This window comes from Oceaniovalibus sp. ACAM 378 (genome assembly GCF_008085915.1).
Taxonomy (GTDB): domain Bacteria; phylum Pseudomonadota; class Alphaproteobacteria; order Rhodobacterales; family Rhodobacteraceae; genus Oceaniglobus.
Genome location: NZ_VSJK01000005.1, coordinates 289,314 through 311,022 on the forward strand (window position 1 = coordinate 289,314; position 21,709 = coordinate 311,022).

The following is a 21,709-nucleotide window of genomic DNA, read 5'->3' on the forward strand; positions in this document are numbered from 1 at the left end:
TGAGTTAGCCAAAAGCGAGCGGCGATGCAAGGGTGTGTTTCAGACCGTGTGAATATAGACGCGGCGGTTCTGTGCGCCCTTCTTTTCAATCTTGCCCAGACGCAGGCGGCCGATCTCGCCGGTGTGGCGCACATGGGTGCCGCCGCAGGGTTGCAGATCAATCTGATTTGCCCCGCTGCCGATCATGACCAGCCGGATTTTTCCGGTGCCCATGGGCGGCGCCACTGACATTGTCTTGACCAGACCGGGGTTGGCACGCAGCTCGTCGTCGGAGATCCACGACTCGGTCACCTCAAGGTTTCGCGCCACCAGATCGTTCAGAGCGACCTCGATCGCAGTTTTGTCCTCGGGCGATTCGGGCATGTCGAAATCCAGCCGCCCCTTGTCGGCCGAGACCGACCCGCCAGTCACCGGCAGCGGGATCACCACCGACAGAAGATGCAGCGCGGTGTGGATCCGCATGTGCCGCAGCCGCCTGCCCCAGTCGAGCCGCAAGATCACCTCGACGCCCACGGGGGGCAATGGTCCGGGCGCAGCGGGCACGGCGATCAACGCGCCCTCGGTGCCCTTGATGCAGGTGGCGATCTCTATCTGCCCGCCCGGCCAGTCGATCCACCCGCTGTCCCCTGGCTGCCCGCCGCCCGTGGGGTAAAACAACGTGCGGTCCAGAACGATTCCGCCCTCGTCGGTCAGGGCGAACACTCTGGCGGTCGCTTCTGTCAGATAGGCGTCGTCGCGGAACAGCGGTTGAGTCATGATAATTGCTCCTCGGGGGCATTGGTGTCGGTGGTCGGATACGAAGGCCCGGTGGCGGGCAAAGCATCGGGATTGCGCAATCGGATCACGCGTTGGGCCACCGGAATTTCAAAACCCTCCGCTGCGAACCTTGCGGCAATTTCGTGGTTCATGTCGGATTTGACCGTCATCACAAAATTCACATCCCGAAGAATTGCTCGGATCTCGAAATTCATCGAATCCGGTCCGAACCCCTGAAACAGGACAACGGGCGGCGGGATCAGCACGACCAGAGGATGCGCCTCGGCGATGGATTGCAACACCGTTTCGACCCTGCGCGTGTCGGTGCCATGGGCGACGCCGACGGGCACGATGACCCGCCCCGTCAGGTTGCCGCGGGTCCAGTTGGTGACGGTGCCGCTGACGAAATCAGCGTTCGGCACGATCACGTCGGTCCTGTCGAAGGTCTCGATCCGGGTTGCGCGGACCGAGATCGCCTTGACGAAGCCCATCTGACCGCCGACCTCGATCCAGTCGCCCTCGGAAATCGGACGCTCGATCAGAAGGATGATGCCCGCTACAAAGTTCGACACGATGTTCTGCAAACCAAAGCCGATACCAACAGAAAGCGCACCAGCAACGATGGCCAGCGATGACAGGTCGATCCCCGCAGTGGTAATGGCAAACACGATTGCCAGAAAAACCCCAAGATATCCGAGCCCCGCAAGGATCGCATTGCGCCCGCCGGTGTCGATGCGTGTGCGCGGCAGAACGGCCGAGCGAAGCAAGCCCTGCGCCAGCCGGGTTAACCCGAAACCGATGGCAAAGATCACCAGGAATGTTACAAAATCCGACGGCGAAAGATGCATCTCGCCGATGGAAAACCCTTCGCGGAAACGGGTCCAGAGTTCCGAAAGATCGGTGGTCCGTGCCCCCCAGATCAGCGCGAACAATGGCAGCGCCGCCAGTGAAAGCGCAAAGATGATCAACACCGGCACCAAAGCGTCGCCGGCCTGTTCATCGCTCTGTCCGGTCAACAGGGAATAGCCATCGCGCACAACGATCCACAGCACCGCCAGAGTGGTGACCAGAGCCAAACTAAGTGCAGTGGGAAACAGCAGGCCCTTGGCGGCCACGTGATATCCCGCCACCGCCAGCAGCGGCCCGATCAACCCCAGCCCCATGACGATCCGCCCGATCAGGTGTATCAGCCAGTTGAAATAGCCAGCATCGAATCCGTCTTCGTCGCGCATGTCGCGCGGGATTTTATATCCCGTCAGGATCATCCCGAGGCGCCACAGGATCAGTCCGGCCGTTACAAGGATCGGAAAATCCAGCACGACGACGGTCGCGGGATCGTATCGGTCGAAATTCGCCAGCCGCGTCAGTAGCGCGTTCAGGCTGAGGCATACGCCCAGACCCAGAAACATCAGCCGCCCGTTGCGGCGAAAACCGGCGGACAGGATCAGTGGTGCGGCAATGCTGTCGCGGCGCGGAAATGTCCGCGCGCCCAGCCACAGCGCACCAAAGAACAGTGCGCCGATCCACGGCAGAAGCTCCGCAATGATCCGGCCGCGCAGGCCCAGAGATCCGCTGGCAAAGGCCGCTTCGCGCAGTGCGACCATGCCAAGGACAGGCACAACAATCTGCATCAACGACACGACAAACGCAAAGGCCGGATGGCCGAACCTGCGGCCACCGCGCCGTTCATACAGATACAGCGTCAGTCGCTCCATCCACGCCCGCCCGCGCACCACAAGTGCAACGGCGACAAACAGAAAGAACAGCATCCAGGGCAGGTTTTCCAGCGGCTCGGGCCGGGAATCAGTGCGGCGCAAACCGGCAGAGATTTCGTTCTTCAGCTGGACAAGGCTCTGATTCAGTTCCCCAAGCGCCGGCCCCCAGAACGCCGGGTTCAATGGCCAGGGCCCCCGGGTCATCCATTCGTCGGTTCGGCGCAGACGCATGGTCGAGTCGATCTCGCGGATCAGACCGTCGGCGCGGTTATAGGCCGCTTCGGCCTCGCGCCGGGGGACAGTGATGCGCGCCAACTGCTCCATGAGTTCGGCGCGACGGATGGCGATCTCTTCGGGTTCGGCCGGCTCGCCCTCGGCGGGCAATGGGCCCAACCCGTCGATCTGCGCCTGAAGCGTGTCGATACGCGTCTTGTTGGCACCCTGCGCCGACAGAAACCGTTCGCGGAAGGTCGCGATTTCCGCACGCAGCTGATCCATCGCACGATCCGACGCCCGCCCGGTTTCAAGCGTCTCCTCGGCCCGCTCGGCCAAAGCGCCCCAAGCCGCGACATCCTGTGCCACGGCCTCCCCCGGCCCGGCCAGAAGCGCCAGACACAACAGAACTGTGCGCAACAAGGCGCTGAGGATGGCGGGCCGCTTCATCCGTGCCATGACGACCCCGCGTTCATCACTCCGTGACAAATGCGGCCGGAAGAACCCGCCCGCCCTGATCCAGCCAATCGGGGACCGGCAGCCCCTTTTCCCGCAGGAAATCGGGGTTGAACAGTTTGCTTTGATACCGGGTGCCATAGTCGCACAGAATGGTGACAATCGTGTGCCCCGGTCCCATCTCGCGGGCCATGCGCATCGCGCCGGCCACGTTGATGCCCGACGATCCGCCAACACACAGCCCTTCGTCGGTCAAAAGGTCAAACACCACCGGCAATGCCTCGGCGTCGGGGATGTTATAGGACATGTCGGGGGTGAATCCCTCAAGGTTGGCGGTGATCCGCCCCTGCCCGATGCCTTCGGTGATGGACCCGCCGTTGGATTTCAATTCACCCGTGGTATAGAAGGAATGCAGCGCGGCGCCGTCCGGATCGGCGAGCGCAACCTTGACGCCTTTGGGCTGCAACACTTGTGCCACCCCGGCCAGCGTACCACCCGACCCGACCGCGCAGATGAACCCATCCACCTTGCCACCGGTCTGGTCCCAGATTTCGGGGCCGGTGGTTTCGATATGCGCCTGACGGTTTGCCGTATTGTCGAACTGTTGTGCCCAGATCGCGCCGGCGGGTTCCGTTTCTGCCAATTTCGCGGCCAACCGTTCGGAATAATGAATATAGTTATTCGGGTTGCGATATGGCGCGGCGGGCACCTGCACCAGTTCGGCCCCGGCAAGGCGCAGCATGTCCTTTTTTTCCTGACTCTGGGTTTCCGGGATCACGATCACCGTGCGAAACCCCATTGAAGCACCGACCAGCGCCAGCCCGATACCGGTATTGCCTGCCGTGCCCTCGACGATCGTGCCGCCGGGTTTTAACGTACCGCGCGCCACTGCATCGCGGATGATGAACAGCGCCGCGCGATCCTTGACCGACTGGCCGGGATTCATGAATTCGGCCTTGCCCAGAATTTCGCAGCCCGTCGCATCGGACGGCCCGTTCAGACGGATAAGGGGGGTGTTGCCGATGGCGGCAGCCAGGTCACGGTGGATGGTCATGGGATATCCTTCGGCAGTTGCCGGACCTTACTAGTACCGCGCCGCGCCGGACTCAAGCAAAGCCGCCCGCCGCCCGCCGCCGGTCCAGCCACAAAGCCGAGAGGATCAGCGGCGAGTTTTCGACCTCGCCACTGTCGATCAGGGCCATGAGATCGGCAAAAGGCAGGACGTGGGTGCGGATATCCTCGTGTTCTGCGGCCAGCCCGCCCTGCCCCATTGTCAGATGAGGAAGGTCGCACAGGCCTATGAAACTGAACAGATATTCGCTCAGCGCGCCGGGACTTGGATAATGCGAGGCAATCGGCAGCAACTGTTGCAGGATAATTCCCGCTTCTTCCTCTGCCTCGCGCCGCGCCGCCGCATCGGGAGTTTCGCCGGGGTCGATCCGGCCTGCAACCGCCTCCAGACACCATGGCAATGGATCACCGCGCATCAGCGGACCAAAACGGAATTGTTCGACCAGCAGAACCCGGTCGCGCACCGGATCATAGGGCAGCAGTGTTACCGCATCACCACTGTGCAGCCCGGCACGGGTCATCGTGCCGCTTTGTGATCCATCGAAATGGGTGTGGGTCAGATCGGTTTCATCAAGCGCAAAGAAATGCACATAGGGTCGCCGTCTGTCGGCGATCCTCACGTCGTCCCGTCCGAAGCCCCGCCGCACAAGCACCGGCGAAGGCTGCGCCGCCGCGCGCAGGGCCGAATCCGCCCGCACCCGGATCATCGGCATGCGAAACCGTAATTCGGCCCCGGAGACCGTTCCGAACATCGTCATCACCTCGGTGGCGGCGGCACGGGTCATCGGACCCCATTGCGCCTGCCAGTCGGACAAGTCCCAGGCAATGTCGCTGCTCCCCACCGGTTCGCCGGGCAAATAGACCGTCGCAGCCAATGCGCCGCGATCGGTCTCAACCGTTGCATGGCCCGGCACATATCCGAACCCCTGTTCATAGAAATGCAGGCGCGCCAGAGCGGAGTCGGGAACATCGCGCAATAGCACCCCATGCGCCGCCACCCCGAGCCCCAGAACCGGAAAATCGCCCCCCGTGGCGCGCCAGATACCATGGCCGGGCAAGACCGCCGGTTCGCCCGCAATATCGCACCCCGCCACCAGCCCGCGCAAAGCATCGTCCAACAGCGTTCCGAACAGAAACAGATCGCTCACATGGGTTTCCATTTGGTGCGCTGCCCGATCCATTCCGTGACCAGCCCACAGAACACCGCCCCGACCGCCAGCGACGCCGCGGCATTGTTGCCCGGTATATAGGCCGCAAAATCAATCATCAGGCGGACCATCGCCTCCAACGCCTCGGTCGGATCATCATAGTACAGATCAAGCGAGCGATTGATCATTTCCCGCCCGCCCCAAAACAGCAGAACCCAGAACAGCGTCGCCACCGCCGCAGTCAGGCCATAAGCGACACCAAAGCCATAGCCTTCGCCCGCCCGCCGGCCCACAAGGCGCCACCCCATCAAAAATGCGACGGCCGCATTCACCACACCAAAGGTGATCGGAATACTGTCGCCATAAGGAATGTTGGGAATCACCAATCCGGTGACGAAAAACGCCAGCCCTGCAAACAGAATGCCGGCGATGATCTTTGCTGCGGTGGGATACATGAATTCAGGCGGGCCTTGTCACAGTGATCTGCGTCACGTCACAGTTTCCGCTGTCAAACGTCGCCGCGCAAGACAGAAGATAGAAATTCCACATTCGCCGAAATCTTTCATCAAATCCCAGAGCCCGGACTTCCTCCCAACGGTCGTTGAACGTTTCGTGCCAGCGCTTAAGGGTCTGCGCATAACTGTCGCCGAATTCGATGCTGTGCTTGACGACAAGCCCGGCCTTTTCCACCTCTGCACGCAACGCACCGGGGCTGGGCAACATGCCGCCGGGAAATATGTATTTCTGTATGAAATCAATAGTCTGACGGTATGCTTCCCATCGCTTTTCCTGCACAGTGATGATCTGCAGCGTCGCCATGCCTCCGGGTTTCAAGCGGGCGCGCAGGGTGCTGAAATAGACCGGCCAGTATTTTTCGCCCACGGCCTCGAACATCTCGATGCTGGCGATGCCATCGTACAATCCTTGTTCGTCGCGATAATCCTGCAACTTGATCTCCACCCGGTCGGCCAGCCCGGCCCGCGCGATCCGCTCAACCGCAAAGGCATATTGCGCCCGGCTGATTGTCAGACACGTCACCCGCAACCCCCGTTCGCGCGCGGCATATTCCGCGAATCCCCCCCAGCCACAGCCGATTTCCAGAACGTGGTCGCCGGGCCGCGCGCCCATCTCATCGACCATGCTGGCGTATTTCGCCAGTTGCGCCGCCTCAAGCGGTTCTTGCCCGGTGGTGAACTTGGCGCTGGAATAGGTCATCGTATCGTCCAGCCACAGACCATAGAAATCATTCCCCAGATCATAATGGGCTGCGATGTTTTTCTGCGCCTGAGCGCGCGAATTGCCCAGCCACCAGAACCGCAAACGTTCGTAAAACCGTACCAGCCCCATGCCCGGAAAACTGTCGTACATTTCCCAATTGTCGGCGTGTACCAGATCCATAAACCCCTGAAGGTCGGGCGTGGACCACCATTCATCCAGATAAGCCTCGCAAAATCCCAAATCGCCTTCGCGGATCAGGCGGGCAAATATATCCGGGTTGTGAATGCGCAATTCGGCCACCGGATTGGCGGTCTTTGTCCCCGTTGCGCGAAACCGCCGCCCGTCGGGCAGCACGAAATCCAACTGTCCATTGTGCATCGAACTGGCCATTTGGAACACCTGCGCGAAATAGCGCGGCAATTTCTCCTGCCCCGTGACACCTGTCAGAATTTCCATCACCTCGCCCCTCTCACCCTGCACCGGCAATCGCCCGTCCTGGCCAGAATACTCATTTCTTTTGCGGTTTGGATCAAAAAGATGCGGCGTCATCCAGATGCGTATATTTCCCGAACCAGCGGTGTCCCGCGCGGGGGAATCCCCCGGGGTTTCGCACGCAGGGCCATGCAGAGCAGTGTCGCCCATCGCAACATCCGCCGTCCGCGCGTTGCTCCGGTCAGGTGTTCAAAAAACGCAAGTCCGGCGAGCTCGGGAGTGGCGAACGCCCGGAATTGCGCCCGGACGAATTGGCAGTCGAGCGTCATGGAGCAAGGGGGTGCCACATTCTCCGACCGCGTCAATGGGGTGAGTAAAGGCGCCTCCGGCGGGAGTATTTAGGCAAAAGAGAAGCCCGGCGGCAGTCCGTCTTTCGTCGGCTTCTTCTTTGTAAAAATACTCAAAGAAAACGGCGCACAATCAGGCGCGCCGTTTCGGTTTTCGCGGGTGGAATTCAGCGTTTGGCGTGTTCGCTCGCCAGACCTTTCCAGATGCAATAACACATGGCCAGAAGGACCACGGTGAACAGCAGCCCGGTTGAGATCACCATCGACTGGAGCGCCGCGAGGCCACCGCCGATCAACAGCGCAATCGCCACGGCGCCCTCGAAGATACACCAGAACACCCGCTGGGGTGCCGGTGCGTCCACCTTGCCGCCTGCCGTGATCGTATCGATCACCAGCGAACCGGAGTCCGACGAGGTCACGAAGAACACGATCACCAGCAAGATGCCGATGAACGAGGTGATCGACGCCAGCGGCAGTTCTCCCAGCACCTTGAACAGTTGCAGCGACAATTCGGCTTCCTGTGCTCCGGGGAAGTTGTCGGCAATCACCTGATGGATCGCAGTTCCGCCAAAGATCGACATCCACATCACACAGACCATCGACGGGATCAGCAGCACGCAGATGATGAATTCGCGCACCGTGCGGCCACGCGACACGCGGGCGATGAACATGCCGACGAAAGGTGACCAGCTGATCCACCACGCCCAATAGAAGGCCGTCCAGCCTTGGGAAAAGTTCACGTCCTCACGGCCGAAAGGGTTCGCAAGTTGCGGCAGGTATTGGAAATAGGCGACCAGGCTGTCCCAGAAAAAGTTGATCAGGAAGGCCGTGGGCCCAACGATCAGGGTAAACAGCGCCAGCAGCCCGGCCAGCCCCATGTTGATCTCGCTCAGGATCTTGACCCCTCCGTCAAGCCCGCGCAGCACCGAAATCAGTGCCACTGCGGTGATTGCAGTGATCAGAATGACCTTGGTGGTGTTGCCGATCGGGACACCGAACAATTCGTTCAGGCCGGCATTCGCCTGTGTCGCGCCAAGACCCAGCGATGTGGCCAGACCGAACAGCGTGGCAAAGACCGCAATGATGTCGATGACATGACCCCACCAACCCCAGACCCGTTCGCCGAAGATCGGATAGAAAGCGCTGCGGATGGTCAGCGGCAGGCCTTTGTTGAAGGTGAACAGCGCAAGCGCAAGCCCGACGGTCGCATAGATCGCCCAAGGGTGAAGCCCCCAATGGTAAATCGTCGCAGCCATTCCCAGTCGCACGGACCCTGCCTGATCACCTGACGCGGCCCCCAGCGGTGCCCAGTCGGTGCGAATTCCGTTCTCGGAGGTAACCTCGCCCAGGGATGTCGAGAAGTGGGTCAGCGGTTCGGACACACCATAGAACATCAGACCGATGCCCATTCCGGCGGCAAAAAGCATCGCGAACCAGCCCGTATAGGAGTAATCAGGCGTCGCCTCGGACCCGCCCAGCCGGACCGAACCATAGGGTGTGACGATCAACACAAGCATAAAGACCACGACCAGATCGGCCGCGCCGATCAGGAACCAGGCAAAATTGTGGGTGGTAAAGTTGAACATCGCCGAAAAGACCGAACTGGCCTGTTCCGGCAGCGCGATTGTATAAAAGACGAATGCGATGATCGAGGCAGCCGAGATCGCGAAGACCGGGTTATGAATGTCGAAGGGCACGCCCAATGCGCGCCCATCGACGTTGCTCTGACCGATCTCGAAATCGGTGTCGATCAGTGTCGTCTGTCCCTCGGGCTCTGGAATGCCCGGTGATGATGTGGTGTCGGCCACTTTGCGTGTCCCCTTTTTTATTCTGGTTCATGCCGCGCCGGAGATTCGGGCGGATGCATTCCCTGCGCCACCAAGTTGCTCTCACAAGGACTGCGAGAGCGACCAACGGCGGTTCTTCCGAAGAGGCTGCGACATTTGCGACGGTCGCAACCCATAGTGTATCACACTGTAGGAGTCACCCGTTCACACAGATTTGAAGAACCGGCCGGGGCCGAACGCCCGCGATCAGGCGTTCACATCCACCACCACCCGGCCCTTGACCTCGCCTTTCAGGATCGCCGCGCCGAGGGCAGGCAGGTCGCCGAGGGAGGCGGGTACGATCATGGCTTCAAGCTTGTCCAGCGGCAGATCGCGGGCGATCCTATCCCAGGCGCGGACCCGGTTTTCATAGGGCTGCATCACGGAATCGATCCCCAGAAGGTTGACGCCGCGCAACAGGAAAGGAATGACCGTGGCGGGCAGAGCAGCGCCCCCGGCCAGACCGATCGCCGCAACAGATCCACCATAGCACATCTGCCCCAGGACCCGCGCCAGCATCGCGCCGCCCACGGCATCGATGCAACCAGCCCATGTTTCAGCTTCAAGCGGGCGTTTGACCGTTTCGGCCAGATCTTCGCGCGGCACGATCCGCCCGGCGCCAAGCCCGGTCAGATATTCCGCCGTCTCGGGCCGCCCGGTGACTGCCGCGACCCGGTGCCCCAATGCGGCCAGCAGCGCGACCGCCACCGATCCAACACCCCCCGCAGCACCGGTCACCAGAACCTCGCCCTTGCCGGATTGCAGCCCGTGATCCTCAAGCGCCATCACCGCCAGCATTGCTGTGAACCCGGCCGTGCCCACTGCCATAGCCATGCGGCTGTCCAACCCGTCGGGCAGAGGGACAAGCCAATCGGCCTTGACGCGCGCCCGCGTTGCGTGGCCGCCCCAATGGGCCTCGCCGACCCGCCAACCGGTCAGCACCACCTTGTCACCGGGGGTATAACGCGGGTCGTCCGATGTCTCGACCGTGCCGGCAAAATCGATGCCCGGCACATGGGGATAGGTGCGGACCAATCCGCCCCCCGGGCCGATGCACAGCCCATCCTTATAGTTCACCGTGGAATATTCGACGGCCACAGTCACATCGCCGTCGGGCAGACGGGTATCCTCCAGCCGTTGTACCGAGGCTGTGGTCTTGCCGTCAGCGTCCTTTTCAACAAGCAGTGCCTTGAACATCTTGATTCCCTTCAGTTTATCGGATCATGTCGGCGGATATTACCGGCGGCGCTGGGCACCGCTTTCGATATTGCTTTGCGTATTGGTGTGGCCTGCTGCCAGCGGGCAGTGCGCGCCATCATGCGGCAGGTTCCGGCCGCATCATGTGCCGTTCATTTGCCCGGGCCGGACCAGTCGATGGCGCAGATCTCGGCAGATTTGCCGCCGAAATCCCACACCCGGCCATAGTCACGGACCCGGCTTTTCAGCCCGGTCGCCGCGATGATGTCGGGGCCCATCCAGTATTTCGAGTTGCTGATCATCACCGGATGATCGGGCGACTTGCCGGTCAACATTTCGATCTCGCCCTGAATCTTGCGTCCGATCGTAATGCTGCGCCGCTTGCCCTCACGCTCGATCAGGACGTTTTCACGTTCGGCGCCAATGATCTCGCTGACCAGCATGGTGAACAGTCCGGTTGTACCGCCTGCCGCGCCGGACAGAATTTTCAGCAGCCCGTCATATGCCTTTTGTGATGCGTTTTCATCGATGTACGCGGCGACCTTCCAGTTGCCTTCGGCCATGCGGCCCGGAATGTCGACCAGCAGACCGATGTTGAGACCGTCCAGAGGCTCGCCCTCGAAATGGCCCTTGTCCACGGCGATTGCCATCCAGGTGTGGCAGTGGCCTTCGGTCGGAGGATGGGCGCCCAGTGACACGACGCAGGGGCAGAATACGGCACAGGAACAGTTCAGGAATAATTCGCCCTGCATGCGCCATTCGGTCGACTGCATCTTGCGGCGCGCCGGATTATTCACCTCTTGTACGTTTCGGTCGCGCGTTGCGACCCCGTCGGACGTTTCGCGTTCTGTCGCCATGTCATCCTCCATCAAATCATCGCGCGGGCCGTCACGACCGCCCCGCCCAGCATCAAGACCACGCCACCCGGGCGCATCACCCGCCGCCCGACATCGGGCAGTTTTTCCAGCACCATGAACAGGGTGGCCAGCCCCATCCATAGCAGACTCATCACCCCGCCGACAAAGCCCAGAACCATGAACCCCCAGCAACAGCCGACACAGAACACGCCCAGCCCAAGCCCCATGCGCAGCCCGCCGCCAAATCCCAGCCGCCAATGGCGAAGGAAATACACGGCAGGCGCGTGGCAGACGCCGTGGCACATCTCTTTCAGCCGGGTGAACTGGAACGCGCCGACAACGATCAGCAACAGCCCGGCCACCGCTGTGGATGTGGCTGCCCCCATGATGTTGAGCACCCCTGCCCGCATCAGAGCCACCTGTACGAATGCGATCAGCAGAGCAAAGACCACCCAAACCGCGAAATAGCCCAGAACAACACCCAGCCAACCCGCGCGGGTGCCGTTGGCCGATACCATCAGATCCTCATAGGCGCGCAGGGTCGGCACCATGGTGGGCAGCATCATTGCCGCCATCATGATTGCCCACATGGGAAACAGGGTGCCGAAACGAACCATCGGCATCATGTTCATGCCCGTCATCCGACCGAAAATATCGACGCCAGACATGCGTGCCATGGCGTACATCACCCACCAGGCGGCAAGGATCGCCGCGAAAAAGCCAAGCCACAGCAGGCTGCGCAAAGCGGGGGAGGTCAGGCGCATGGCAGGCTCCGATCCGGATGGCCACAGTCTTTCCGCCCATGGACCGGCGAGTCAAACACTTCGTCCTCCGGCCTGCCCCGGGATCGGCCCGGCATGGGGCCAACAGGTGTTTTTGCTTGTCGCAGCGAACCTGCCCGACTAGCGTTCCTGAAACGTCACCGATGCTTTCACGGGAAGGAAGCCATGCCAAAGCTCTTCACATTCACCCCCACTCTGGTTTCTGTCATCGCGATGGCCGCTGCCCTGCCTGCTCTGGCGCAGGACACCGACCTTCTGGTGTTCGATTATCCCGGGTTCGAGGATCCGGCGTTCCATTCGGCCTATGTCGAAAAGAACGGCGCCAGCCCCGAATTCGCGTTTTTTGGCGATGAAGAGGAAGCGTTCCAGAAACTGCGTTCCGGGTTTCGCGCCGATGTCAGCCATGTCTGCGCCGGTTCGGTGACCAAATGGGTCGAATCCGGAATTTTGCAGCCTTGGGACACGGCCAAGATCACGGCCTTTGGCGATCTGGATGCCAACCTGACGGGGCAGGACGTGGCAGCCGCCGCATCCGACACCTATTTCGTCCCGACCGATTTCGGCTCGACCGCCATCGCATTCAACACCGAAGAGGTTCCGGCCGAGGATGTCGCGTCGCTGGATGTGTTTTTGAACCCGAAATACGCCGGGCGGATGACCCTGCCCGACAATGTCGACGACTCCTTTGCGCTGGCGTATCTTGCCACGGGCACCGACGACTGGACCAATGCGACCGACGAACAGTTTGAGGCCGCGGCACAATGGCTGCGCGACGTGCATCCGAACCTGCGCACATACTGGACCGATCCGGCCGAGCTGGCGCAGCTTTTGGCGGGGCAAGAGGTGCTGGTGGCCTGGGCGTGGAACGAAACCCTGCCGACCATGACCGAAGAGGGATTTCCCGTCGGGTTTGCCCGCGAAACAACCGAAGGTTCATCCTTGTGGCTGTGCGGTTACGTCAACCTGAAGGACGGTCAGGGGTCCGAGGACAAAGCCTATGATTTCCTCAACGCGATGCTCGACCCTTCGTCGACACAGGCGCTGCTGGATGCAGGGTATGGCCAGTCGAACGCCAAGGCGATGGCCGATGTGGGCGACGAGGCGCTGACCGCCGTTGGCCTTGGCCAGATCGACGCGCCGGTGCTGGCACAACTGCCGATGAGCAACGAGTTGCGCACAAAGCAGTCCGAAGCCTTCGAGAAGATCAAGGCAGGCTTCTGACGCCTGGATCAACGCAACCAGATTGACGCCGGCCGTCCGGCGTCAATTCCCGACCCTGCGAAAAAATCGGCCGAGTAAACCCGCCGAATCAGGCAGTGGAATCAGCTCGCCGCCCTGAGAGATAGTCTCGGCGTTCCGCCCGCGGGGCCAAATCACACTGTGCCTGATGGCTCAACCTGCAGGCCCCCGCATTCTGTACCCCTGCCCGCCGATGAACGTCAGAGTTTCCAACACCAACCGGTCCCAACTTGCTTCTTGTGGCAGCGGAATATGGTTGCGACTTTCCAGCATGACGAACTTTGCCCCCGGTATTTCCGCGGCCAGAAGCCTGCCTTGATCGACAGGCTGGATCGCATCCGCATCGGCATGGATCACCAATGTCGGGGTGGTGACCATTGAAAGCTCATCCACTACCGAGAACCGATCGATAATCTGACGCAGGGTCGCCGCGTTTTCGGGTGATACCGATTGCATCTGCATCCGCACAAGGCTGTCGAGCTGTTCTTGTGTCGCGTCCGGCACGAAAAGCGTTGCGAAGGCGCGCACAAAGGGGCTGTTTTCGCGTCCCCATCCCGCTCGGATAAGACTGAGCACCGTATCCTCGTCAATGTCACCGCTCAACGGATCGCGCAGCGCACGGCCCTGTGCAAATCCGCCGTACAGGACCATGGCACTCAGCCGCTCGGGAAACCGGGTTGCAAACCGGACCGCCACCGGCACGGCCTGAGAGGCCGCAAAGATCGGAAACCGGTCAAGCCCGCACGCATCCGCCACCGCCGCCAGATCATCGACAAAATCATCCAACGTTACGTTGTCCAGAGCCCGACCGGACAGGCCGGTGCCCCGCTGATCGTACCGATACAACGTATGATGGTGCGACAAGGCGGTAATCAACGGCCGCCAGACCGGGCTGTCCCAATCCAGTTCCAGATGCGACAGCCAATGCCCCATACGCACCAGCGGCGGGCCGCTGCCGCATGTGGCGTGGGCAATTCGCGCCCCGCCCGAGGATTTCGCAAATCTGACGTCCTGCTGAACGACGCCGATGCCTGGCGACACATCACGCACGCCCTGTCCATCTGTCTCGACATCAACCGCCAATTGAAACCCGCGCCCGTGGATGGTGCGGATGATCCGCTGATCCCGGCCATTGTCACCCACCGCTTTTCGCGCGGCATTGATCCGGGCGTTGATTGTCGAATCCGAGACGTTCAGCCCTTGCCAGACCGTTTCGACAAGATGCTCTTTCGTGATCACATCACCCGGCCGGGTCACCAGCACCTGAAGCAGCGTAAAAACCTGCGGCTCCAGATGAACAGGATCGCCGCAGCGAAAGAATTCGTAACGGTCCGAATCCAGCAGGCAGGTGCCAAAGCGAAAGATCATGCCCCATTCAACGGTCAGAGGGACGCATTTCTCAAGGAAAATCGGACCACGACCGGAATGACAAGTGAATCACAAGCGTCCCACACGCTGATCACAAAGCGTCGGGGATGCGGCTGTGCTGAAATGATCGTGACCTGAAAACATGGCCGCGAGGAAAGCAGATGAAACCCGATAAAGGAATTCAGCGTCGCCCGGATGGCTCCATCGATACCGACCACTATATGACGCATGGGCGCAACATGCGCGCGGAACAGGTGCTGAACATGACGGCTGCACTTGCCAGCCGTGCCACCGCCCGGCGATTGCGCATGGCGATTTCGGCCGGGATTGCCCGCATCGCACCCGGCGGCCCTACCGGCACGGACCCAACCGCAGGGAAATGAATCCGGCGATAAACCCGCCACACCACCCCTTGCACGATGATCCGTCCCGTCCTACATTCATCCTGTCGGGGCAACCCGAATATGGTGATAAACGCGCAGGTAATAAGCGGATTGGACCCGGGGGCGGTACCCGGCGGCTCCACCAAACATCCCTTGTTGGGGGAACATGGGGCCGAAATAGGATCGACAAACGTCTAAAGCTGTTTGCTTTTACTCGGTGAGCTACCACCGATATCGGTGCAATATAGTATAGTTGCCAACAACAACCATGCTCCGGTCGCAGTCGCAGCGTAAGCTGTCACTAGACCGATACTTAAGTCCTTACGCCTAGCCGCGTAGGGCGGGGTCCGCAGGCACCTGGCAACAGAAGCCTGCACTTTCACTTCATGCGGCAGGTATCTGATATCTAATCATTTTCCGCTTGATTGCCCCTCTCGGAGTTATGCACCGGAGACAGACTAACCCCATGCAAACCGAACGCGATAAACTGGTTGCTTTCAACGAGCGGGTAAAGCTGTTTGCCGGGTTTCTGAATGCCATCGGTCTCGGTCTGATCGGCTTTGCGGTGCTGCGGCCATTGACAGAAACACCCAGCAATCCGACCTGGGCGGTGGTGTGGTGGGGCGTCATCGGACTCGCAATGCATGCGGTCTCGCACTATATATTAGGGAGACTGCGCAAGGAGATGAAACATGACCCTGTTTGAATTCATTGTTCCGGTGATCGCGCTGGCTGTGGCCGGGGGCGGTATCTATATGCTGCGCCGTTCGGAAAAACATCTGGACGACAAGACCCGCCAACATCCGGCAGGGTAACCACCTCCTGAGCCAAAGGGCGCTGCTGGTCGGTCCGGCCTTGCCGCTTTCTCCTCTCAGTTCAGACCAGTTCAGACTTTCGTAAGCATCTGCGCCTAGCGTTGGGACAAAGCTCTCACGCAAGGTGCCCCGATGACCAATTCCGAATTGCTCCAGAATTTTATTCAAGCGGTCTGGATCAACGGCGATCTTGGCGCCGTCGATCAGCTGTTTGCGCCAGATGCCGGTGCAGACGGGCTGTTGCCCGACATGACGCTGACGCCCGAAGACTTTAAAACCATGGTCATGGCGCTGCTTAATCTTGTTCAGGAACCGGAAATCAGTCTGGTCAAGATGTTGGAAGACGAAGATTGGGTTGCGATGATGATGCGGGTGCGTGCGCAGTCACAGATCGGCCCTGACCAGATCAGCGCAACCGGCCAGATCATGGCGCGGTTTAAGGATGGCAAGATCGTCGAAGTTTATAACCACTTCGATTTCCTCGGACTTTTTCAACAGCTTGGACTTATCCCGCACGAGGCGGTGACACTGTGTCTTTCAGGCGAACCGCTTGGCTGACTTGCCAAGGGCGCCACCTTCGGTATACGAATCCAGACGGGGCCATGCGACCGCCCCGTCAGGCATATGCTTCAGGTTCGCATCCGCAGGCTTTTGCCGAAAAGATGCCCCACATGCATTTCACCCCGTCCTTCACTGTTCTGGCCGATCTGCCGCCCTGCACTCAGGATTGGCAACGGACTATTGCCGTGCTCGACGCTGCCTGTGGCGCCCTGCTGACCGGAGCGACCCCTTGATTCCGAAACCGACGCTGAACGAATTTCTGGCCATATTCGGACGCATCGGCCTGCTGTCCTTTGGCGGTCCCGCGGCCCAGATCGCGCTGATGCACCGCGAGCTGGTTGAGCGGCGTCCATGGCTGACGGAAACCCAATTCCTGAACGCCCTGTCCTTCTGCATGCTGCTGCCCGGCCCCGAGGCGATGCAACTGGCAACCTATGCCGGCTGGCGGCTGCGCGGCACGTCTGGCGGGCTGATCGCCGGGCTGCTGTTCGTTGTGCCGGGCGCGCTGGTGATATTTGTGCTGGCGCTGATCTATGCCCATTTTGGCGGTGTGCCGCTGGTGCAGTCGCTGTTTCTCGGGGTCAAGGCAACCGTGGTGATCATCGTGATCGAGGCGTTGCTGCGAGTATCCAAACGGGCGCTGAAGGGTGTTCAGGGCGTCGTCATCGCCGGGCTGTCATTTCTGGCGATCTTTGCGCTGCAATTGCCGTTTCCGCTGATCATTGCCGCCGCGGGTCTGTTCGGCGCGATGACCGCGCAGGGCACCGGAGCAATCCCTGTGGCACCCCCGGCCCGCCCACGCACCGCGCGTACTGTTGCGATCTGGCTGGCGCTCTGGGCCGCGCCTGTTGGTGTTCTGGCCATCGCGAATCAGCCGCTGCTGTTCGAGATCGCGACATTCTTTTCCACGCTTGCGATTGTCACATTTGGCGGCGCCTACGCCGTCCTTGCCTATATGACGCAGGAGGTGGTTACACAAAAGGGCTGGCTGACCACAGCGCAGATGATGGATGCGCTGGGTCTGGCCGAAACCACGCCGGGCCCTCTGATTCTGGTGACGCAATTCGTCGGGTTCATGGCGGGCTTTGGTTCGGGGGGGATTTTGCTGGCATTTGTTGCGGGGATGGTCACGCTTTGGGTCACCTTCGTGCCCTGTTTCCTGTGGATTCTGGCCGGGGCGCCCTGGCTCGACTGGATTTCGGGTCGCCCGCGTCTGAGCGGCGCGTTGACCGCGATCACCGCCGCCGTTGTCGGGGTGATCCTGAACCTGTCGATCTGGTTTGCGGTCCATGTCTTCTTTGGCACGGTCGGCACCTTCCACCTTGGCCCTTTGTCCATTGTCCGCCCCGATCCCGCCACGCTGAACCTTGCCGCTGTGGCTCTGGCCCTTCTGGCTGCGGTTCTGTTACTGATGCGGCACTGGCCACTGATGGCAGTACTGGCGCTGACCGCGGTGGCGGGCGTCGCCCTGTCGGCGGCCGGACTGAACCCCGTCGCCTCCATCAGGGGTGAAATTCGCCCACCCGCCCTTTCCATCACCCGGGAATGCACTATGGTGGGACCACTTAAAGAGGGCCGGAAATGTCGCGCAAGATCGACTATGGAAACTTGATGCATCGCGCCATGCGCGGGCTGATACAGGAAGTGCTGAACGATGTGTCGGTGCGCGGCCTGCCGGGCGACCACCATTTTTTCATAACCTTCGACACAATGCATCCCGATGTGGAGATTGCCGACTGGCTTTCCGACCGGTATCCCGACGAAATGACCGTGGTCATGCAACATTGGTTCGACAATCTTGACGTCACGAATGATGGTTTTTCGGTCACCCTGAACTTTGGCGAAGATCCCGAACCGCTGTATATCCCCTATGATGCGATCCGCACTTTTGTGGACCCTTCGGTCGAATTCGGGCTGCGGTTTGAAACCCAGACCCGCGAAGACGACGACACCGACGATGACACGGATCCCGACGACGCAGACCCCGGAACCAAAGAGAATAAAGCCCCGGCGGCGCAGGTCGTGAGTCTCGACAGCTTCCGCAAATCCTGAACCGCGATCTGCTTTGCGCCGGGTTGCCCTTCATCCCTTGCACGGTTGCGCCCGCCTCGACGGAAATTGCGGCATTTGCCATGGGTCATCCGAATTGATTTCCCCGCCCTGCACGCCTAAGACGGCGCAAACGACGCTCAGGAGGCCGAGATGGCGAACACCCGCACAGAAACCGACAGCTTTGGACCGCTTGAGGTGCCCGCCGATAGATATTGGGGCGCACAGACTCAGCGTTCGCTTCTGAATTTCCCCATTGGCTGGGAAAAACAGCCCGTGGCCATTGTGCGCGCTCTCGGGGTGATCAAACAGGCCTGCGCCACGGCGAACAAGGCCTCGGGCAAGCTCGACGCCACAAAGGCCGACGCGATAATCCGGGCCGCATCCGAAGTGGCCGAGGGCAAGTTTGATGACAACTTTCCGCTGGTCGTCTGGCAAACCGGATCGGGCACCCAGTCGAACATGAACGCGAACGAGGTGATCTCGAACCGCGCGATCGAAATTCTGGGCGGAACCATCGGATCGAAAGACCCGGTCCACCCCAATGACCACGTCAACATGGGCCAGTCCTCGAACGACACCTTCCCCACCGCCATGCATATCGCCGTGGCGATGACGGCGCGCGATGTCACATTGCCGGGGCTGGAGAAACTGCACCGCGCATTGGTCGCCAAGGTCGCGGAATTCGACGGGATCATAAAAATCGGCCGCACCCACATGATGGACGCGACGCCCCTGACGCTGGCACAGGAATTTTCCGGCTATGCCCATCAGGTTGCCATGTCGATCAAGCGGGTCAAGGCCGCCCTGCCCCACATTCACGAATTGGCCCAGGGCGGAACCGCAGTCGGCACCGGGCTGAACGCGCCCAAAGGTTGGGGCGAGGAAGTGGCGGGCAATATGGCCGAAATCACCGGCATTCCCTTTGTCACCGCGCCCAACAAGTTCGAAGCACTCGCTGCCCATGACGCGCTTGTGGAAATGTCCGGCGCGCTGAAAACCGTTGCCGCATCGCTGTTCAAGATTGCCAACGACATCCGTCTGCTGGGCTCAGGCCCGCGCTGTGGTCTGGGCGAGTTGATGCTGCCGGAAAATGAACCCGGATCGTCGATCATGCCAGGCAAGGTCAACCCGACCCAGTGCGAGGCGCTGACCCAGGTTTGCGCCCATGTCTTTGGCAATGATGCAGCGGTCGGTTTCGCCGGATCACAGGGGCATTTCGAACTGAACGTATTCAAGCCGATGATGGCCTATAACGTTTTGCAATCCATGCAGCTCTTGGGCGATGCTTCGGCTGCATTTACCGACAATTGCGTCGTCGGGATCGAAGCGAACCGTGACCGGATCGCGAAAATCATGAATGAATCGCTGATGCTGGTCACCGCGCTGGCCCCGACCATCGGCTATGACAATGCCACGATGGTCGCCAAGACCGCCCACAAGAACGGCACCACGCTGAAGCAAGAGGCGATCGGCCTTGGTTTTGTGGACGAGGAAACCTTTGACCGGGTCGTCCGCCCCGAAACCATGATCGGTCCGAAATGAGCGAACCGATCAACCTCAACCGCGCCCGCAAGGATCGCGCCCGCGCCGAAGCAAAGTCCGACGCTGATGCAAATGCGGTGAAATTTGCGCGCTCCAAGGCGCAGAAGATCCTGGAGGCGACGCGAAACGCCCGCGCCGCCCGAGCGTTGGACAGTCACCTGTCCGAAGACGAATGAACGACCGCCCGCGCAAACATTCTCTCACCCTGCGCGGGCATCGCACTTCAGTCTCGCTCGAAGAGGATTTCTGGCAGGCCCTGCGGGCGCAGGCTGCCGCTCAGGGACGCCCGATCAACGATCTGGCCGCCGAAATCGACGCCGCCCGCCACCCCGACACCGGTCTGGCCACCGCGATCCGCCTGCATCTTTTTCGTGCGATCCGCGACGGCTGAGCTGAAAATTCATCCACCCGGCGTCAACATTTCCCCATTGCAGAAACGAAAAGGGCCGCCCCTGAGGGCGGCCCGAAACATCGTGCGAATGGAGGATAACCCGCCAATCAGCGCTTGGAGAACTGGAAGCTCTTACGCGCTTTTGCCTTGCCGTATTTCTTACGCTCGACCACGCGGCTGTCACGGGTGAGGAAACCGGCGGCCTTCAGAGCGGTGCGCAGGGTCGGTTCGTAAAGTTGCAACGCTTTGGAAACGCCATGCTTTACCGCGCCCGCCTGTCCGGACAGTCCGCCACCCTTGACGGTTGCGATCACGTCGAACTGACCTTCGGTATTGGTGATCTGGAACGGCTGGCGCAGGATCATCTGCAACACCGGACGGGCGAAATAATCGTCCTGCGCTTTGCCGTTGATCGTCACCTTGCCCGAACCCGGACGGATCCAGACCCGCGCGACCGCATCCTTGCGCTTGCCCGTGGCATAGGACCGGCCCAGCTCATCGCGCACCGCTTCGTGCAGCGGCTTGGTTTCGATCGCGGCGGGGGTGCCCGACACGATCTCGTTCAGATCGTCGAGAGATTTGATTTCGTCGGCCATGCTCATGCGCTCCGGGTGTTTTTCTTGTTCATCGCTGCGACGTCCAGAACCGTGGGGTTCTGCGCTTCGTGCGGATGCTCGGCGCTGGCATAGATGCGCAGGTTGGTCATCTGCTGGCGGCTCAGCTTGCCACCGGGCAGCATGCGCTTGATGGCCAGGGTCAGCACGCGCTCGGGGTGCTTGCCGTCCATGATCTGGCCGATGCTGCGCGATTTGATGCCGCCGGGATATCCGGTGTGCCAGTAATGGCGCTCTTCGCGCTTGTTGCCGGTGATCTGCAACTTGTCGGCGTTGATCACGATGACATTGTCACCCATGTCCATGTGAGGCGTGAAGCTCGGCTTGTGCTTGCCGCGCAGACGCATGGCAATGATCGATGCAAGGCGACCAAGGACAACGCCTTCGGCGTCGATAATGATCCACTGCTTGTCGATATCCGCCGGTGTCGCGGTAAAGGTTTTCATTTGTTCGTCCTGTCGAGAATGCGTGTGGCGATAGCGCCACCTCGGGATGTCGGAGTTCTAACCCATCGCGCGGCACAGTCAATCGGCAAGTCACCGGATTTACATAGCTGTTTCAATGTCTTACAATTAAGGTATTAGAATACCTCCAATCAACCGGCATTTTCGCACCCCGGTGGCGGATCTTTTTGCCACTGCGCAGACAAAGGGCTTGCAACAGGGGGCCGGGGATCATAGGTGGAGCGTTCGTGCGGGACCGATCCTAACCTCGACAAACCGGGGG

General features: G+C 60.7%; 24 protein-coding genes and 1 other RNA gene. 12 read left to right on the forward strand and 13 right to left on the reverse strand.

The genetic code is table 11. The features are described from left to right. Nucleotides 1-39 precede the first annotated feature (39 nt). The 10 genes from FQ320_RS08680 to FQ320_RS08725 form a co-directional block, all read right to left on the reverse strand. A complete protein-coding gene (locus FQ320_RS08680) occupies nt 40-756 on the reverse strand; it encodes an alanyl-tRNA editing protein (protein WP_148471319.1) in 717 nt (238 codons plus the stop codon). Continuing rightward, nucleotides 753-3,143, reverse strand: a complete 2,391-nt coding sequence (locus FQ320_RS08685) for a DUF3772 domain-containing protein (RefSeq protein ID WP_255509429.1) — start codon at nt 3,141-3,143, stop codon at nt 753-755. Before FQ320_RS08685 ends, FQ320_RS08680 begins: the two co-directional genes overlap by 4 nt. Nucleotides 3,144-3,159: 16 nt before the next feature. After that, nucleotides 3,160-4,194, reverse strand: coding sequence for a cysteine synthase A (locus FQ320_RS08690; RefSeq protein ID WP_148471320.1), 1,035 nt, complete (start codon nt 4,192-4,194; stop codon nt 3,160-3,162). Nucleotides 4,195-4,246: 52 nt separating this feature from the next. Continuing rightward, a complete protein-coding gene (locus FQ320_RS08695; RefSeq protein WP_187393832.1) occupies nt 4,247-5,359 on the reverse strand; it encodes an NUDIX domain-containing protein in 1,113 nt (370 codons plus the stop codon). Continuing rightward, nucleotides 5,356-5,814: a TrgA family protein gene (locus tag FQ320_RS08700; protein ID WP_148471322.1), complete on the reverse strand. Its 459-nt coding sequence runs from the start codon at nt 5,812-5,814 to the stop codon at nt 5,356-5,358. The genes FQ320_RS08695 and FQ320_RS08700 overlap by 4 nt, the downstream gene beginning before the upstream one ends. Before the next feature lie 4 nt (nt 5,815-5,818). Then, complete coding sequence (locus FQ320_RS08705; RefSeq protein ID WP_148471323.1) at nt 5,819-7,033, reverse strand: cyclopropane-fatty-acyl-phospholipid synthase family protein; 1,215 nt, start codon at nt 7,031-7,033, stop codon at nt 5,819-5,821. Between the two features lie 490 nt (nt 7,034-7,523). Then, nucleotides 7,524-9,164, reverse strand: coding sequence for a BCCT family transporter (locus tag FQ320_RS08710; protein WP_148471324.1), 1,641 nt, complete (start codon nt 9,162-9,164; stop codon nt 7,524-7,526). A 225-nt stretch (nt 9,165-9,389) separates the two neighbouring features. Further along, complete coding sequence (gene acuI / locus FQ320_RS08715; protein ID WP_148471325.1) at nt 9,390-10,379, reverse strand: acryloyl-CoA reductase; 990 nt, start codon at nt 10,377-10,379, stop codon at nt 9,390-9,392. Nucleotides 10,380-10,531: 152 nt separating this feature from the next. After that, entirely contained in the window at nt 10,532-11,236 is a 705-nt protein-coding gene (locus FQ320_RS08720) for a DUF1326 domain-containing protein (RefSeq protein ID WP_148471326.1), read from the reverse strand. An 11-nt stretch (nt 11,237-11,247) separates the two neighbouring features. Continuing rightward, on the reverse strand, nt 11,248-12,000 hold the full coding sequence (locus FQ320_RS08725) for a DUF2182 domain-containing protein (RefSeq protein ID WP_148471327.1): 753 nt from the start codon (nt 11,998-12,000) through the stop codon (nt 11,248-11,250). 183 nt (nt 12,001-12,183) lie between these two features. On the opposite strand from FQ320_RS08725, the gene FQ320_RS08730 reads away from it, so the two are divergent. Next, nucleotides 12,184-13,239, forward strand: coding sequence for an ABC transporter substrate-binding protein (locus FQ320_RS08730; RefSeq protein ID WP_148471328.1), 1,056 nt, complete (start codon nt 12,184-12,186; stop codon nt 13,237-13,239). A 171-nt stretch (nt 13,240-13,410) separates the two neighbouring features. Here the strand turns inward: FQ320_RS08730 and FQ320_RS08735 are convergent, their stop codons facing one another. Further along, complete coding sequence (locus FQ320_RS08735) at nt 13,411-14,625, reverse strand: alpha/beta fold hydrolase (protein WP_148471329.1); 1,215 nt, start codon at nt 14,623-14,625, stop codon at nt 13,411-13,413. Nucleotides 14,626-14,786: 161 nt separating this feature from the next. Here FQ320_RS08735 and FQ320_RS08740 point away from each other — a divergent pair, with 161 nt between their 5' ends. The 11 genes from FQ320_RS08740 (at nt 14,787) to FQ320_RS08780 (ending at nt 20,369) form a co-directional block, all read left to right on the forward strand. Continuing rightward, complete coding sequence (locus FQ320_RS08740; RefSeq protein ID WP_148471330.1) at nt 14,787-15,008, forward strand: hypothetical protein; 222 nt, start codon at nt 14,787-14,789, stop codon at nt 15,006-15,008. A 25-nt stretch (nt 15,009-15,033) separates the two neighbouring features. Further along, nucleotides 15,034-15,386: a transfer-messenger RNA gene (gene ssrA / locus FQ320_RS08745) on the forward strand. An 88-nt stretch (nt 15,387-15,474) separates the two neighbouring features. Continuing rightward, complete coding sequence (locus tag FQ320_RS08750; RefSeq protein ID WP_148471331.1) at nt 15,475-15,714, forward strand: hypothetical protein; 240 nt, start codon at nt 15,475-15,477, stop codon at nt 15,712-15,714. Further along, a complete protein-coding gene (locus tag FQ320_RS26370) occupies nt 15,701-15,823 on the forward strand; it encodes a hypothetical protein (protein WP_255509430.1) in 123 nt (40 codons plus the stop codon). The genes FQ320_RS08750 and FQ320_RS26370 overlap by 14 nt, the downstream gene beginning before the upstream one ends. Before the next feature lie 132 nt (nt 15,824-15,955). Next, complete coding sequence (locus tag FQ320_RS08755) at nt 15,956-16,381, forward strand: ester cyclase (RefSeq protein ID WP_148471332.1); 426 nt, start codon at nt 15,956-15,958, stop codon at nt 16,379-16,381. A gap of 113 nt (nt 16,382-16,494) precedes the next feature. Further along, entirely contained in the window at nt 16,495-16,617 is a 123-nt protein-coding gene (locus FQ320_RS26375) for a hypothetical protein (protein ID WP_255509431.1), read from the forward strand. Further along, entirely contained in the window at nt 16,617-17,996 is a 1,380-nt protein-coding gene (gene chrA / locus FQ320_RS08760) for a chromate efflux transporter (protein WP_222861594.1), read from the forward strand. The genes FQ320_RS26375 and chrA overlap by 1 nt, the downstream gene beginning before the upstream one ends. Beyond that, complete coding sequence (locus tag FQ320_RS08765; protein WP_148471333.1) at nt 17,966-18,436, forward strand: SspB family protein; 471 nt, start codon at nt 17,966-17,968, stop codon at nt 18,434-18,436. The genes chrA and FQ320_RS08765 overlap by 31 nt, the downstream gene beginning before the upstream one ends. A 150-nt stretch (nt 18,437-18,586) precedes the next feature. Then, a complete protein-coding gene (gene fumC / locus FQ320_RS08770; RefSeq protein ID WP_148471334.1) occupies nt 18,587-19,978 on the forward strand; it encodes a class II fumarate hydratase in 1,392 nt (463 codons plus the stop codon). Further along, nucleotides 19,975-20,154 carry a DUF4169 family protein gene (locus FQ320_RS08775; RefSeq protein WP_148471335.1) on the forward strand — a complete coding sequence of 60 codons (180 nt, stop codon included), beginning with the start codon at nt 19,975-19,977 and terminating at the stop codon, nt 20,152-20,154. Before fumC ends, FQ320_RS08775 begins: the two co-directional genes overlap by 4 nt. Further along, entirely contained in the window at nt 20,151-20,369 is a 219-nt protein-coding gene (locus FQ320_RS08780; RefSeq protein WP_148471336.1) for a ribbon-helix-helix domain-containing protein, read from the forward strand. The genes FQ320_RS08775 and FQ320_RS08780 overlap by 4 nt, the downstream gene beginning before the upstream one ends. A gap of 107 nt (nt 20,370-20,476) precedes the next feature. On the opposite strand, the gene rpsI is transcribed toward FQ320_RS08780, so the two are convergent. Further along, nucleotides 20,477-20,965: a 30S ribosomal protein S9 gene (gene rpsI, locus FQ320_RS08785; RefSeq protein WP_148471337.1), complete on the reverse strand. Its 489-nt coding sequence runs from the start codon at nt 20,963-20,965 to the stop codon at nt 20,477-20,479. A gap of 2 nt (nt 20,966-20,967) precedes the next feature. Further along, a complete protein-coding gene (rplM, locus tag FQ320_RS08790; protein WP_148471338.1) occupies nt 20,968-21,429 on the reverse strand; it encodes a 50S ribosomal protein L13 in 462 nt (153 codons plus the stop codon). Nucleotides 21,430-21,709 lie beyond the last annotated feature (280 nt).